15 protein-coding genes are annotated in these 14,796 nt (G+C 47.9%); 6 read left to right on the top strand and 9 right to left on the bottom strand.

The features are described from left to right. Positions 1 to 41: 41 nt before the first annotated feature. A complete protein-coding gene (locus BQ7367_RS05735; protein ID WP_072524590.1) occupies positions 42 to 1,205 on the bottom strand; it encodes a sugar ABC transporter substrate-binding protein in 1,164 nt (387 codons plus the stop codon). A gap of 211 nt (positions 1,206 to 1,416) precedes the next feature. Beyond that, positions 1,417 to 2,202 (bottom strand): DeoR/GlpR family DNA-binding transcription regulator, encoded by a 786-nt coding sequence (locus BQ7367_RS05730; protein ID WP_072524589.1) that lies wholly within the window; start codon positions 2,200 to 2,202, stop codon positions 1,417 to 1,419. A gap of 241 nt (positions 2,203 to 2,443) precedes the next feature. Here BQ7367_RS05730 and BQ7367_RS05725 point away from each other — a divergent pair, with 241 nt between their 5' ends. The 6 genes from BQ7367_RS05725 (at position 2,444) to hxlB (ending at position 7,601) form a co-directional block, all read left to right on the top strand. Further along, complete coding sequence (locus BQ7367_RS05725; protein WP_072524588.1) at positions 2,444 to 3,319, top strand: TIM barrel protein; 876 nt, start codon at positions 2,444 to 2,446, stop codon at positions 3,317 to 3,319. 36 nt (positions 3,320 to 3,355) lie between these two features. Next, positions 3,356 to 4,492, top strand: a complete 1,137-nt coding sequence (locus BQ7367_RS05720) for a Gfo/Idh/MocA family protein (RefSeq protein WP_072524587.1) — start codon at positions 3,356 to 3,358, stop codon at positions 4,490 to 4,492. 14 nt (positions 4,493 to 4,506) lie between these two features. Next, on the top strand, positions 4,507 to 5,487 hold the full coding sequence (locus tag BQ7367_RS05715; RefSeq protein ID WP_072524586.1) for an ROK family protein: 981 nt from the start codon (positions 4,507 to 4,509) through the stop codon (positions 5,485 to 5,487). A 4-nt stretch (positions 5,488 to 5,491) separates the two neighbouring features. Further along, positions 5,492 to 6,310, top strand: a complete 819-nt coding sequence (locus BQ7367_RS05710; RefSeq protein WP_072524585.1) for a glucose-6-phosphate isomerase family protein — start codon at positions 5,492 to 5,494, stop codon at positions 6,308 to 6,310. Continuing rightward, entirely contained in the window at positions 6,307 to 6,948 is a 642-nt protein-coding gene (gene hxlA, locus BQ7367_RS05705; RefSeq protein ID WP_072524584.1) for a 3-hexulose-6-phosphate synthase, read from the top strand. Before BQ7367_RS05710 ends, hxlA begins: the two co-directional genes overlap by 4 nt. Positions 6,949 to 7,037: 89 nt before the next feature. Next, positions 7,038 to 7,601, top strand: a complete 564-nt coding sequence (gene hxlB / locus BQ7367_RS05700) for a 6-phospho-3-hexuloisomerase (RefSeq protein ID WP_072524583.1) — start codon at positions 7,038 to 7,040, stop codon at positions 7,599 to 7,601. Between the two features lie 90 nt (positions 7,602 to 7,691). Here the strand turns inward: hxlB and BQ7367_RS05695 are convergent, their stop codons facing one another. The 7 genes from BQ7367_RS05695 to BQ7367_RS05665 form a co-directional block, all read right to left on the bottom strand. Then, entirely contained in the window at positions 7,692 to 8,879 is a 1,188-nt protein-coding gene (locus tag BQ7367_RS05695) for a phosphopentomutase (RefSeq protein ID WP_072524582.1), read from the bottom strand. Beyond that, positions 8,876 to 9,526 carry a deoxyribose-phosphate aldolase gene (deoC, locus tag BQ7367_RS05690; RefSeq protein ID WP_072524581.1) on the bottom strand — a complete coding sequence of 217 codons (651 nt, stop codon included), beginning with the start codon at positions 9,524 to 9,526 and terminating at the stop codon, positions 8,876 to 8,878. The genes BQ7367_RS05695 and deoC overlap by 4 nt, the downstream gene beginning before the upstream one ends. 30 nt (positions 9,527 to 9,556) lie before the next feature. Next, a complete protein-coding gene (locus BQ7367_RS05685; protein ID WP_072524580.1) occupies positions 9,557 to 10,219 on the bottom strand; it encodes a V-type ATP synthase subunit D in 663 nt (220 codons plus the stop codon). A gap of 116 nt (positions 10,220 to 10,335) precedes the next feature. Beyond that, positions 10,336 to 11,718: a V-type ATP synthase subunit B gene (locus BQ7367_RS05680; protein ID WP_072524579.1), complete on the bottom strand. Its 1,383-nt coding sequence runs from the start codon at positions 11,716 to 11,718 to the stop codon at positions 10,336 to 10,338. Continuing rightward, complete coding sequence (locus tag BQ7367_RS05675) at positions 11,719 to 13,485, bottom strand: V-type ATP synthase subunit A (RefSeq protein ID WP_072524578.1); 1,767 nt, start codon at positions 13,483 to 13,485, stop codon at positions 11,719 to 11,721. Next, entirely contained in the window at positions 13,482 to 13,808 is a 327-nt protein-coding gene (locus BQ7367_RS05670; RefSeq protein ID WP_072524577.1) for a V-type ATP synthase subunit F, read from the bottom strand. Before BQ7367_RS05670 ends, BQ7367_RS05675 begins: the two co-directional genes overlap by 4 nt. Next, positions 13,801 to 14,772, bottom strand: a complete 972-nt coding sequence (locus tag BQ7367_RS05665; protein ID WP_072524576.1) for a V0D/AC39 family V-type ATPase subunit — start codon at positions 14,770 to 14,772, stop codon at positions 13,801 to 13,803. Before BQ7367_RS05665 ends, BQ7367_RS05670 begins: the two co-directional genes overlap by 8 nt. Between the last annotated feature and the right edge of the window lie 24 nt (positions 14,773 to 14,796).

The raw sequence follows: 14,796 nt of genomic DNA, 5'->3' as shown, positions 1-14,796 counted from the left end.
AGGGACAACCATTCAGGGCGCTTATTTCTTCAGTCTTGTATTTAACGGCCAAGGAATCCTTCATACTCGGATGCATTGCTGGAATCAACAATAAATGTATCCTCATATGCCGTATCGCCATTTTGGAACTCCCAGTTTCCATCAAGGTAATCTACCATATACTGAATAGCTGAATTAATCATATTCGGATTGAAGTCGGCTGACATCAATCCATCAAAATACTCATCAGCAATCGGACTCAGCGCCTCATCCTCTCCTCTTAAGACTGTATACAGTTCTTCCATTCCGCCAACAGCTGTCGCATATACATTCAGATCCGCAAGTGACTGCTTTATATCATCACTAAATGTATTATCATTCAGGATCTCGAGAAATGCCATGGTCATCTCATCATCCATGGAAAAGACATACATGCTGCCGCTTGCCTGTGCGCTTTCGATCCACGAAGACAGGTCCGATTCAATGTATTGCTTCGCATTGTCATTGGACCATGCACACTCATATTCAAAATATGCGTTTCCGCCAAACAGGGCGTCCACCTCTTCCTGTGTCCATGCCGCATCCGCAACATCTGTTATCGAATATGTAACATCGTTTTCAGAATCATAATAGTCCTGTTCTCCCAGAAGGAAGTTCTGGAAGCCTTCTGTACGATACTGGCAGGCAGAAGAAGTATCCCCTGTGAACTGTACCAGTGTGCTGTCCGGTGTCATCCCGTTTGCCACACACCAATAAGCGCACGCTGCCCCCACATACCAGTTATTCCCTGAATACGCCAGAATCGAATCGTCCTGAGTACTCTCGATAATACGGTCAAAAGACAGCCACGGAATTCCTTCTGCTGTCAGCGCCTCTTCTCCGGCCGCGGCAGAATCATCCTGTGCAAAAAATACCACACCAGCCGCATCTCCGTTCGCGATGATCTCATCCACCTGGTCATTCTGGGTAGAACCGTCACTTGCCGTATACAGATACGCATTATATTTTCCTTCTGCTTTGATCTCATCTACCATTTCTTCAGCATATGAACCGACCTGGCCAGTAAATCCGTGATCAGGCGCAGGGGTCATTACATAAATCGTTCCGCCCTGGCTGCCGCTATCTGAGCCAGTATCTTCCGTCTCACTATTTCCTCCAGAACAGCCTGCAAGAAGTCCGGCCAGCAGGCATGAACACAACAATACCGCAATTTTTCTTTTTTTCATCTTACATCCTCCTTTTTCGCTTCCAATAATTGCTAAAACAACATTTTTTATGTTGTTTCAATAACTTTTAATTTCATTTTACACATATATGATAAAATGTCAATAATAATTATTTTATATTGCATCATTTTTCACAAAAAATAAGAGCAGAAGCATTTCTTTGCTTTCTGCCCTTACCCAATCATCGTTTTCTTACCAATAATAAAAGTCCTCACTCCGCGCCGAGAACTTTCACTCCTTTTTCAAGAAGCCTGCTCACATCCGCAGCGGGAGTCTTTTTATCGACCACAACTGCGTCAAGCTCGTCAAAAGATGCCAGGAGGCGCAGCGAATTACGCCCCATTTTCGAGTGATCCGCCACAGCCACTGTTTTCTGGGAAATCCCCATAAACTGCCTTTTTGTCTGTATCTCATCCACTCCTGTGATCGAAACTCCCGAATCTGCATTGATCCCGTCAACACCCATCAGATATAGATCCGCCCTCATATGATCAAAAGCATTGGGCAGATAAACATCATAAAACCTCCCCCGCGAGGAATCAAACAGACCTCCGAACATATAAAGATCGATTGTATCCGCTGCCTGTACTAATGCGGCTGCCGCGTAAAAGGAATTTGTAATGACTGTTCCCGGTATTCGTTGTCTTGCCATTTCTACTGCAATCTCCTGACAGGTAGTTCCGGCATCCAGTATCACTGTCATGTGAGGAGCGATCAGTTTTTCAACTACGCATCTCGCAATCTCCGTCTTTTCCTGCAAGTATATCGATTTGCGCAATTTCACATCCAGAAGATTATACGGAGTAATCCCCGTCTTGACAGCTCCTCCAAAAGTCCTCAGCAACTGCCCGTTTTTTTCCAAAAATGCGAGGTCATTCCGGATAGTGGACTCGCTGCATTTCAGATTTTCACAGAACTCCGCGACTGTTACAGAGTCGTTGCTGTTGAGCATCTTTAATATCTCATTATGTCTTTTCTCTACTTTACTTTGCTCCATTACGCCCATTCCTCCTTATATACTTGTGTCCTATCATATCATAAAAATTTTTCTTGCAAAAGAACTTTTTGTCAATTTAATAATTATTTTTATAAATCACATATCTTAATTCTGTTTTTCTATTGACATTTCGCATAAATCATTGTAAATATAATAATAACTAGTATTTCAATATTTTTTATTATTGTTTCAATAACTTTCACCACTTCATATGCAAATATTCAAACAAGGAGGTATTCTAATGTACACACTATTTGATGCTGGCCCGGTTTTTTATCAGGTTCCGGGAACCATAAAAGAGCTCGCTCCATTGGTCAAAAAATATGGTATCGGCGGTATTGCTCCGACAGAAGAACTTCTGGAAGATGAAAATGCTGCTACAGAAGCCCGAAAGCTCCTGGATGATCTGGGACTGAAATGGGGACTTCTCCCCATGCCAATGGACTCTTACTGGGAGAATACGACAGACGAAATGTTCCGGGAGGGACTGGCTAAATTACAGATCTGGGCAAAAAATGCAGAAAAAATGGGAGTGACCCTGGCTTATAATCATATTTTCCCAGGCAGTAATGTCCGTGAGTTCCAGGAAAATTTTGAATGGCACATAAACCGGATTACCCAAGTATACAACATCTTGTCTGCCTATGGTATCCATTATGGTCTGGAATTTCTCGGGCCCTGGGATCTGTTCTGCAGTTTTCGCAATCCTTTTATGAGAACGATCGCTGGTGTTCTCTCTCTTGCTGATTCCATCAGCAATGAAATCGGCTTTCTCTTTGACACATTCCACTGGTCCTGTATGGGCGCCAGACGCGAGGATCTGATGTACGCAGCAGTCCATAACGACCGTATGGTCTGTTTCCATATTAATGACGGAATTGCCGGCAGGAAGATGTTTGAACAAAAAGATCTGACCCGGGCAATGCCTATGACTACCGGGGTCATCGATTCTGTCACTCCCTGGAAACTGTTCCGTGATTATGGATATGACGGCCCAGTGCTCTGCGAACCCATAAAGCCTACTTATGAACGATTTGCAAAAATGTCGCCTGAAGAAGTTGTCAGCGAGATTGCGGAGGCCTATAGGCGTATGGAAACTCTCGCCTCCCAATCATAATCTTTTAAACATCATTTAGGAAAGGAGTATGTTTTTATGAAAAAATACAGAGCCGGGATCGTTGGAGTTGGTTTTATCGGAGCCGCCCATATCGAAGCGCTCAGAAGGCTTCCGAACGTTGAAGTTGTAGCTCTGGCAGATTCTGCAGGAGCCAGCGAAAAGGCTAACTCACTTGGAGTCCCGAGGGGATATTCTAATTATAAAGATATGATCGAAAAAGAGTCCCTGGATGTAGTACATATCTGCACTCCCAATTTTACGCACTGCGAAATTGCCCTGTACGCAATGGATCACAATATCAATGTCATCTGCGAAAAGCCAATGTGCTGCACCCTGGAAGAAGCAGATCGCATGATCGCCAAAGCGAAAGAAAAAGGTCTTATGAACGGAGTGAACTATCATAACCGCTGGTATCCCATGACCGCTCAGTTAAAAGAGATGGTACAAAACGGAGAATTCGGAAAGATCCATGCGGTATACGGAGAATTTGCTCAGGACTGGCTGCTCTATGACACAGATTATAACTGGCGTGTAGAGTCTTCCGAATCAGGCAGTACCAGAGCAGTCTCTGATATAGGAACACACTGGCTTGATCTAATTGAAAATATTACCGGAGCAAAAGTAACAGATGTCTGCGCAGATTTTCTAATCTTACACGAAACCAGAAAAAAGCCGAAAAAAGCCGCAGATACTTTTGGAGGAAACGGCCAGCTTTCTGAAGAATATGAAAACATCTCCGTCACCACAGAAGATCACGCGAATCTTATGTTCCGCCTTGACAATAATATTCTCGGGTGTGCCGTATTCAGCCAGATCATCCCGGGCCGCAAAGCGGAACTCAAAATAAATATTGCGGGAATAAAGCAGTCAGCTACCTGGTGCTGCGACACCTGCAATGAAATCTGGCTGGGCCAAAGAGGCGATTATAACTGCACCTTTGAGAAAGATCCCGGCATGCTCAGTGAATCTGTCCAGATCAATGCAGGATATCCGGGCGGACACGGAGAAGGATTTCCCGACGCTTTTAAAAACAGTTTCCGGGCAATGTACGCGGGTATCGGGAATCCCTCAGACAATCCGCCTTATGCAGATTTTAAAACAGGACGTCATGAAATACTTCTTTGTGACAAGATTCTTGAAAGTGCAAGAAAAAAAGCGTGGGTAAAACTTTAACGGAGGATTACAAAGTGAAATATCTGGCTGGAATAGATCTGGGAGGAACAAATATCAAATTTGCCCTGATGAATGAACACATGGGCACCGTATATAAAAAAAGCATTCCTACTCCTTTTCGCGGATCACCGGAAACAGTATTTCAGGCTATGATAAACGGACTACAGTCTCTTCTACAAGAAAATGCACTTACTCCGCTCTCCCTTTTAGGGATTGGAATCGGAATTCCCGGGCTGACAGACAGCAGGAAAGGATTGGCCTACGAGGTCAAATTTCTCCGTTGGCGAAATATAGATGTAATAACTCCGTTTTCCCATGCTTTTGGGGTTCCTGTCATAGCTGAAAACGATGGTGCTGTCAATGCACTGGGCGAATGCTATCTTGGAGCCGGAAAGGGAAAGCAAAATGTGATCCTGCTCACTCTGGGCACAGGTCTGGGATGTGGGATTGTCTCAGACGGCAGATTATTGCGGGGCCGTGACGGCGTGGCGGCAGAAACAGGACATATGACAATTGATCCTGAAGGAGATCTCTGTGCATGTGGCAGGAGAGGCTGCTTTGAAAGCTGCTGCAGTGCAACGGCTCTAATGCGTTATGCGAGAAGAGCTGTCCTGGAATACCCCGACTGTATTCTTATGCAATATGCCAAGGGCGACATTTTTGCCATCGACGGTCCAATGATCTGTAAAGGTAGTGACAGCGGTGACCCAGCAAGCCAAAATGCCCTCCGGATTTTTAATGAAAAACTAAGCATCGGTCTTATGAATCTGATCAATCTGTTAAATCCGGATATGATCATTCTTAGCGGAGGCGTTTCTGCTGCCGGTGACCGGATCCTCCGCCCGGTCCGTGATCTTGTTGAGGAAAAACTGATGCATCCTGTCCAGCACTGTGAGATTGTGACCGGACAGCTTGGGAGTGATGCCGGTTCGCTGGGTGCCTGCATACTTGCGGCTCAGAAAATCGGTCTTATAAAGCAAAAGGAAAGTAGGTGAGAATATGAAAATAATATATTCGGGGCTTCCAATCTATTTTGACAAAGATACAAGGGAACTGCAGTTTACCGACGAGCTCACCTGCGCTGGCAGTACGAAAAAATATACATCTCAGATGACCGGACTTTTAATGAATGCAAACGATATAACTACGGATGAATTATTCTATACCGCATATAGAGATATTGTTTTTCCGGAACATGCCAGCCTGTTCGCAAAATATGATTTTCGTTATGACATTACTGCGATTGAACCCGGTACGGTAAATAATGAGTTTAAAAAAACCTCAGGTCATTATCACGGCTTTGTCGAAAATGGATCCTGTCCCTATCCTGAAGTATATGAGGTCATCTGTGGTGAAATCATTTTTGTACTTCAAAAATGTCTGGATTTTCAGTCTGACAAATCTCATGTAATCGACGAAATCCGCATTGTACACGCTAAGGAAGGAGAGTCTGTCATTATCCCTCCGTTTTACGGACATTGTTCCATTAATCCTACAGAGGGAATCTCTATGTTCTCCAATATAGCTGTGGTATCTTGCCCCCTGTTTTATGAACCAATACAAAAAAAAGGCGGCCTGGCAGTTTATGTAACAAAAAATGACGGTCAGTTTTGTTTAAGGCAGAATTCCCGTTACGATAATCTTCCTGCAGCTGAAATTGTACGCCCCAGGGAAAATAAAAAGCTGGGAATTGAATTTGGGACTCCCTGTTACCAAAATTTCGTGAAGAATCCTGAAAAATATGATTTTCTTCTCCATCCCGAAAAATATATCGCCGAAATGGAAGAAATGACAAAACCCGAAGGAGGCAAAGCATGAATTTACAGATAGCAGTTGATGTGGCGGATACTGACAGAGTGCTTGAGATTGCCGGACAGATCCATGATATCATCGACATTTACGAGGTGGGGACTCCCGTGATCATGAAGGAAGGAATGGTCCCTGTTCGAGCCTTAAAAGAAAAATATCCGGAACTCACCGTTCTGGCAGACAGTAAAATCGTTGACGGAGGCGCTCTGGAATGTGAGGACATCTGTAAAAACGGCGCGGATATCGTCACCGTTCTGGCACTTTCAGATAACGCCACAATAACAGAAGTAGTAAATACGGCACATAAGTATGGGCGGAAAGTCCTGGCGGATCTAATCTGCGTCTCTGATATTGCAGCCCGCGCACCGGAACTTTTATCGCTCGGAGTCGATCTCATCGGTGTACATACCGGAGTCGATATGCAGAAAAACGGAAAAACACCACTGGGAGATCTAAAAGAGCTGGTCTCTGCCATTCCCGCAAAACACGCGGCAGTTGCAGGGGGAGTCAATCTGCAGACTATTTCAGATTACTGCCACCTTAACCCTGAGATAATTATTGCGGGAGGTGCCCTGTACAATGCGCCTGACATCCGCGAAGCCGTGATTCTTATGAAACATGCAATGGCTCAATCAGAGAAACCGTAATCGTATAAAAATATAATAACAATGAATGGTATCGTAAATTGTTTTCCCGACAAGCAAAGACCGTTTATAGAGAAAGGAGGGAAACCTTTATGACTACACAGGAAATACTGTCAGAGATCACGCAGGAACTGCAGCATACGTTCTCAGAGCTGCATCCGTCAGAACTGGATGGACTTCAAAAGCAGATTTTAAACGCAGATCGTATATTCGTCGCAGGAGCCGGAAGATCCCTTTTGATGATCCGTGGATTCGCTATGCGCCTTATGCATATCGGCCTGAAGTCTTATGTCGTGGGAGAGACGATCACGCCTGCCATACAGCCGGGAGATCTTCTTATCATCGCCTCCGGCAGCGGATCTACATCTTCTCTTGTAGCTATGGCCCAAAAATGCAAAAAGTTCGGGGCATCTCTGGCACTGTTAACAACAGTTCCAGATTCTCCTATTGGCCAGCTGGCAGACTATATTATTGAAGTCCCTGCTGCAACAACAAAGAACAGTGATAACACAAGAAGCTCTGTCCAGCCTGGCGGCAATACTTTTGAGCAGAGTGTCTTGCTCATTTGTGATGCGCTCATTATAAGATTAACAGACTCTATGTCTATTTCGGAAACAAATGAACAATTGATGAGCCGCCATGCAAATCTGGAATAAAATTTAAATGTATTCGTAATCCCGCAAAACATCTATAACGAAAATACCTGCAGAGTTTACATAATCTCTGCAGGTATTTTTAATTTGTCTCTATTTTATCAGATGATTTAAAGGTTTCCCTATCATCCCCGGGACAAGATGCAGTGCAAAATTCTCAAGCACAGTGCATCCTGTTACTCCAAAAGAAGACTGGTCCGGTATTTTTCCTCCCTCCAGCCCCGGCGAATAAATAAGAAGAGGGACCTGCTCTCTTGTATGATCCGTCCCGTGAAAAGTAGGATCATTTCCATGGTCTGCCGTGATCATCAGCAAATCATTTTCACGGATCAGGGGCAACAGCTCTCCCAGTTTCTTATCAAATCTCTCCAGTTCAGCTCCATAACCCTCCGGATCTCTCCGATGGCCCCAGAGAGCATCAAAGTCAACAAGGTTAATATATGCAAGCCCGCAGAACTTTCTTTCTGCCAGACGAATCGTCTGTTCCATCCCGTGTACGCTGCTCTTTGATGTATATTTCTCGGTAATCCCCTGTCCATTAAAGATGTCAGATATCTTTCCAATACCGATCACATCATATCCGGCCTCTTTTAACACGTCCAGAGCTGTTGTGCCTGATGGACTGACCGCATAATCATGCCGGTTTGCTGTCCGGACGAACTGCCCTTTTTTCCTTCCGATGTATGGCCTGGCAATGACCCGCCCTACCTTCCATTCATCTTTCATGGTAATCTCCCTGGCAATCCTGCAGCATCTGTACAGCTCTTCCAGGCCGAATGTCTCTTCATTACCCGCAATCTGCAGAACGGAATCAGCTGAAGTATAAACAATCATATCTCCCGTTGCGATCTGATGTTCTCCGAGTTCATCCAGAATTGCTGTTCCGCTGGCTGCTTTGTTTCCCACGACCAAGTGTCCTGTTCTTTTCTCCAGTTCGGCAATAAGTTCTTCGGGGAATCCTGTATCTGTGAATGTCCGGAGCGGTTTTGTCGTACGCAGTCCCATCATCTCCCAGTGTCCGGTCATCGTATCTTTTCCGACACTGGTCTCATTCAGTTTTGCAAAATATCCAAGCGGATGAAAGACGGGATGCAAATGTCTTAGTGTACACAAGTTTCCAAGGCCAAGTTTTTCCAGCTCAGGCAGCCTCAGTTGCTCTGCCACCGCATCGATATGCCCCAGTGTATCCGCGCCTTCATCTCCATACTCCTTCGCATCCGGCATTGCGCCAATACCAAGAGAGTCTATCACAATGACAAAAATACGCTTAAATCTTCTCACAGGCACCCCACCGCCTTCACTGCTCCCGACGCTCCGATCCGGTCTGTCCCTGCCTGGCAGAACGCCTCCAGATCTTCTTTTGTCCGTATTCCACCAGCCGCCTTGATCCGCACATTGGATCCGACATGGCTTCTAAAAAGCTCAATATCTGACAACTGGGCACCGGCAGTACCGAACCCCGTGGAAGTTTTAATAAAATCCGCACCGGCATCGGTAACACATCTGCACAATTCCACCTTCTCCTCTACAGTCAGATAGCAGGTCTCTATGATCACTTTCAGAATATGTGTTCCGATAGCCTGTTTTATTTCTCTTATCTCTTCAGTAATCCTGTCATATCTCTTGTCCTTTACATCGCCAAGATTTACAACCATATCGATTTCCGAAGCTCCGTTTCTGACTGCGTCTTCCGCCTCAAAGATCTTTGTCTCCTTTGTACTGTATCCCAAAGGAAACCCAATCACCGTACAGATGACCAGATCTCTGCCGTATTTTTCGGATACCCGTTTTACATATGAGGGCGGGATACACACAGAAGCGGTCTTATATCGGACCGCTTCTTCACACAGATTCTCTATCTCCTTCCAGGTTGTAATCGCTTTAAGCGCCGTATGATCTACTATTTTCAGCACTTCCTGCGCATCCATATCCAGTTCCTCCTCAAAGCTTCTTTCAGATCACGCATGCTTTTCGCTGTAATGATGCGCATCCTCCAGCATCATATCCTTTACCTTCATCAGACGGATCTGCGTACTCCTTTCATTTTCATCCAGTTTCATCGTAATATATTTTATGCTCTCTTCTGTCTCCGGAATAATGACGTGCTCCAGCGCGTTCACCCGCCTTCTCGTTTTCTCTATCTCTGCCGCCATGAGCTGGCATGCCTTCTCTGTCTCAGCCAGATGGATCATATCCGGCAGCACGTCTGCCAGTGACTTCACCGCGCCGTCCAGATCACTGGATGTAAACGCAAATCCATAAGAATAGATATCGTTCTCATCCGCTGTCCGAGTCTTATACTCAAATGTCGGGATATCCACACTCATAACATTCTTTTCCCCCGCTTCCAGGCTTACTTCCTGTTTGGGGGCCATGAGCGCTGTATTAAGCGCCGCCTCCGACATTCCCGCTTTTGCGATGACAAAATTCCGATTTGCAGATTTAATACCGGCTTCCACTCTTTTGCGGACTTCCATATTCTCACGCACAAGATCCAGATACTGACGCATCAGTTCATCTCGTTTATCTTTTAAAAGCTTGTGGCCCCGGATTGCTGTAATCCGCTTCTTTTTCAATCGGGTCAGTTCCATCCGGGTCGGATTCACCTGCTTTGCCGCCAAAACGCCACCTCCTTCATAATTGTCTGAATATTCTCTTAAAAAGGGACAGGCACTTTTTAAAAGGGGCCTGTCCCCTTTTTACGATATTTTCAGAATATTTTGCAGACCCGCTGCGCTTACTCTTCGGGGTCAGTCCCGTAGTACTGATCCAGGAATTTGTCATCGATACGTTTTAATTCATTCCTTGGCAGCATACGCAGCAGTTTCCAGCCGATATCCAGTGTTTCTTCAATGCTGCGGTCGGTATTGTATCCCTGGGATACGTATTCCTGTTCAAACGCGTCTGCAAATTTTGCGTACATGAGGTCGATTTCCGTCAGCGCCGCCTCTCCCAGGATGACCATGAGTTCTTTTGCGTCTTTGCCGCGGGCATACGCGGCGAAAAGCTGATTCATGGTGTTGGAATGATCCGCGCGGGTCTTGCCTTCTCCGATCCCTTTGTCTTTCAGACGGGACAGAGAAGGAAGGACATCGATAGGTGGTGTCACACCTTTCCGGTAAAGCTCACGGCTCAATATGATCTGTCCCTCGGTGATATATCCGGTCAGGTCCGGGATCGGATGGGTCTTGTCATCCTCGGGCATGGTCAGGATCGGGATCATGGTGATACTTCCCTTCTTCCCGTTCTGACGGCCGGCTCTCTCATAGATCGAAGCCAGGTCTGTGTACATATATCCGGGATATCCGCGGCGTCCCGGCACTTCCTTGCGGGCCGCGGACACTTCACGGAGCGCGTCCGCGTAGTTGGTGATATCTGTCAGGATGACCAGAACGTGCATATCCTTTTCAAACGCAAGGTATTCCGCGGCAGTCAGCGCCATCTTCGGCGTGGCGATACGCTCGATGGCCGGGTCGTTGGCAAGATTGACAAACAGCACCGTACGGTCCAGAGCGCCTGTCTCTCGAAAACTCTCGATAAAGAAGTTGGACTCTTCAAAGGTGATACCCATCGCCGCAAATACAACGGCAAAATTCTCGTCTGTTCCCAGCACTTTCGCCTGTCTCGCGATCTGTGCGGCAAGCTGTGCGTGGGGAAGTCCCGACGCGGAGAAGATCGGAAGCTTCTGCCCGCGGACCAGGGTATTCAGTCCGTCAATCGCCGACACTCCTGTCTGAATGAACTCCTCCGGGTAGCTTCTGGCCGCCGGGTTCATGGGAAGTCCGTTGATATCCATGCGGGCGTCCGGAAGGATCTCCGGACCGTCATCGATGGGACGTCCCAGGCCGTCAAAGACACGCCCCAGCATATCTTCCGATACCCCCAGCTCCATGCTCCTTCCAAGGAAACGCACCTTACTGTTGGACAGATTGATGCCGGTGGAACTCTCAAAAAGCTGTACGAGCACATCGCTTCCGTCAACCTCCAGCACCTTGCAGCGTCTTGTCTCTCCGCCTGCCAGCTCGATCTCTCCCAGCTCATCATATGTCACGCCTTCCACGCCGCGCACCAGCATCAGCGGCCCGGCTACTTCCTGTATGGTTCTGTACTCTTTAGGCATTTACCGTTCCTCCTTTACAAATGCACTGGCGATCTGCGCGCTCAGTTCCTCATCTACTTTCTTATATTCCTCATCCAGCGCGTCCTCATGCACATATTTAAAACGTCCGATCTGCTCTCTCACCGGCATGGAGATCAGCTTCTGGAGAGACGCGCCCTGGGATAACGCCTCCGATGCCCTGTCATAGAATGCATTGACAAGGAGCATGATCATATGCTGCTTCTTCAGCGACGTATACGTATCGATCTCATGGAAGGAGTTCTGATGCAGGAAATCTTCACGGATAGACCGCGCCGCTTCCATCTTCAGCCGGTCGCCCGGTGAAAGCGCATCCATTCCGACCATCTTCACGATCTCCTCCAGCTCTGCCTCTTCCTGGAGCAGAGTCATCATCTTCTGCCGGCCTTCCATCCAGTCCTCCGCTACATTTGCGTTAAACCATTTCTCCATATCATCCAGATACAGCGAGTAACTGTTCAGCCAGTTGATCGCCGGGAAATGTCTCTTGTAGGCAAGGGCCGAATCCAGGCCCCAGAACACCTTTACGATACGCAGCGTGGCCTGCGAAACGGGCTCCGACGTATCTCCGCCCGGAGGAGACACGGCTCCGATCACGGACAATGCTCCCTCGCGTCCTTCTTTTCCCAGGGAGATCACATGTCCCGCGCGCTCGTAAAACTGTGCCAGACGGCTTCCCAGATATGCCGGATATCCTTCCTCTCCCGGCATTTCTTCCAGACGCCCGGACATCTCCCGGAGCGCCTCCGCCCATCTGGATGTAGAATCTGCCATCAGCGCCACGGAATATCCCATGTCCCGGAAATATTCCGCGATCGTGATTCCGGTGTAGATGGACGCCTCACGGGCGGCCACCGGCATGTCTGAAGTATTGGCGATCAGAACGGTCCTCTGCATCAGCGGCTGTCCTGTCTTTGGATCCTTCAGTTCCGGGAACTCGTTGAGCACGTCGGTCATCTCATTCCCACGCTCGCCGCATCCGATATAAACTACGATATCCGCTTCCGCCCACTTTGCCAGCTGATGCTGGATCACCGTCTTCCCACTTCCGAATGGCCCGGGCACTGCCGCTACACCGCCTTTCGCGATGGGGAAAAATGTATCGATGACTCTCTGTCCTGTAACAAGGGGCATCTCCGGAGGGAGTTTCTTCTTATAGGGACGTCCCCGGCGTACCGGCCATCTCTGCATAAGAGTCAGCTCTTTGTCGCCTTTCTCCGTCTCCACTACCGCTATCGTTTCTTCTACCGTAAATTCTCCGGCTTTGATCTCCTTAATGGTGCCTTTCACTCCATAGGGAACCATGATCTTCTGCTGAACGAGCACGGTCTCCTGAACTGTACCGATCACGTCCCCTTCTTCCACCTGATCGCCTGTCTTCACTGTAGGGACAAACTCCCATTTCAGATCCCGTTTCAAAGACGGAACTTCCACCCCGCGCTTTAAATTGTTTCCTGAAATTTTCATAATGTCGTCCAGCGGTCTCTGAATCCCGTCGTAAATACTGGCAATCAGTCCAGGGCCCAGTTCCACAGACAGAGGCACGTCCATGGATTCCACCGGCTCTCCCGGTCCAAGCCCCGAAGTCTCTTCATATACCTGGATCGACGCCTGATCTCCGTGCATCTCGATGATCTCACCGATCAACCGCTGTTTAGACACACGGACCACGTCATACATATTTGCATCCCGCATTCCCTCCGCGATCACGAGGGGGCCTGCGACTTTCTTGATAACTCCTGTGCTCATTCGTTTACTCCTCCAAACAGAATATCTGACCCGACCGCCTGCTCCACGGTCTTCTTCACGCCTTCTACACCGGCTCCTGTATTGCCGGACACGCCCGGGATCTGTATAATAGCCGGAAGCGTCCTTTCCCGGTACTCCTCGAGTCCGCTTCCAAGTTCAGCCGCCGCTTTTTCAGTAATATAGATGATCCCATAATCACTTTCCGCCAGGCGCCTGAGTGTATCCCGCGTCTCCTCCCGATCCTTCACAGGGAAGATGCCAAGTCCCAATGTGGCGAATCCGTAGATACTGTCGTAGTCGCCGATCACCGCAATCTTATACATACATCTCCCTTATCCTTTCCCGGATCGCGTCATCCGGAAAACCGTTCTGCTTCCCGGTCAGAATGATCCGAACTGTCTTAATCTCATTTTCCCGTGCCAGCAGATACCCCAGCAACGGCCCCACGGAAAAATTATCATACTTCTGTGCTTTCAGTGTCTCTGTCATGCGGTCGTCACACCAGCGTTCAAACGCGGACGGAGACTCTCTCAATGCATCCGCGCCGCCTGCGTAAGAAGTTCCCTCCAGATATCCGGCAATTCCATCCGGACCTGAAAGGGCGGCGCCGATCAGGCGCTCAATATCCACGCTGCGGCACCCGGCCATGGCCCTGCGCATAAAATCCGCACTCTTTCCCGTTTTCTGGGAGCGCACCGCAATCTTGATATCCGCGATCGCCACTGTAGTATCCGCATAATTCTCGATAACAGTTTCCCCGGAGGCTTTCCCTGCCTTATATATCGCCTCCAAAGCAGCCTTATCTATCATGATGTCACACAGCTGTCCGTCTCCTGTGTGGAGCATTGTCTCAAGGGCCTCTTCCGCCACCTGTCTCATGCCGTCCGGCAGCTTTGAAAATTCTTTATTTTCAATGATCTGCAGCATTTCACTGCCTGGAATGTCACAGTCGTCATAGAAAATGCCCGGAGTCTGCATCTGTGTACAGACCTCTTTGACCGCTGCCTTTAAGTTATGGTACAGCTTGGGATAAGACAACACATCAAATACATGCATATCCGGTGCCACTTCACGGATGACCTGCCACGCCTTTTCTTCCTCGCACTTCAGAACTGCGTCCATATCCCCGTCTGCCGACACGTCACCCCAGCCTTTCTCCCGGACAAACTGCAGTGCCTGTTCGGCTGTCCTGCATGCCAGCAGCTGCTCAATGACCGCGTCAGAAAACAGAGAGACTTCCAGCGCACGGATCCGCGCGACCGCGTACGTATATTTTGTATTACTCAAGTTCAACCCTCCTTGCGGTCATGA

The organism is Clostridium sp. Marseille-P3244, from assembly GCF_900120155.1.
Lineage (GTDB): Bacteria > Bacillota > Clostridia > Lachnospirales > Lachnospiraceae > Mediterraneibacter.
This window is presented reverse-complemented; position numbering and strand designations above follow the sequence as displayed.

Coding starts and splice junctions, on each gene's coding strand:
- BQ7367_RS05730 (WP_072524589.1), bottom strand. CDS start 2,202: ATGGAGCAAAGTAAAGTAGAGAAAAGACATAATGAGATATTAAAGATG.
- BQ7367_RS05670 (WP_072524577.1), bottom strand. CDS start 13,808: ATGTATAAGATTGCGGTGATCGGCGACTACGACAGTATCTACGGATTC.
- BQ7367_RS05735 (WP_072524590.1), bottom strand. CDS start 1,205: ATGAAAAAAAGAAAAATTGCGGTATTGTTGTGTTCATGCCTGCTGGCC.
- hxlA (WP_072524584.1), top strand. CDS start 6,307: ATGAATTTACAGATAGCAGTTGATGTGGCGGATACTGACAGAGTGCTT.
- BQ7367_RS05675 (WP_072524578.1), bottom strand. CDS start 13,485: ATGAGCACAGGAGTTATCAAGAAAGTCGCAGGCCCCCTCGTGATCGCG.
- BQ7367_RS05680 (WP_072524579.1), bottom strand. CDS start 11,718: ATGCCTAAAGAGTACAGAACCATACAGGAAGTAGCCGGGCCGCTGATG.
- deoC (WP_072524581.1), bottom strand. CDS start 9,526: ATGGATGCGCAGGAAGTGCTGAAAATAGTAGATCATACGGCGCTTAAA.
- BQ7367_RS05720 (WP_072524587.1), top strand. CDS start 3,356: ATGAAAAAATACAGAGCCGGGATCGTTGGAGTTGGTTTTATCGGAGCC.
- BQ7367_RS05710 (WP_072524585.1), top strand. CDS start 5,492: ATGAAAATAATATATTCGGGGCTTCCAATCTATTTTGACAAAGATACA.
- hxlB (WP_072524583.1), top strand. CDS start 7,038: ATGACTACACAGGAAATACTGTCAGAGATCACGCAGGAACTGCAGCAT.
- BQ7367_RS05725 (WP_072524588.1), top strand. CDS start 2,444: ATGTACACACTATTTGATGCTGGCCCGGTTTTTTATCAGGTTCCGGGA.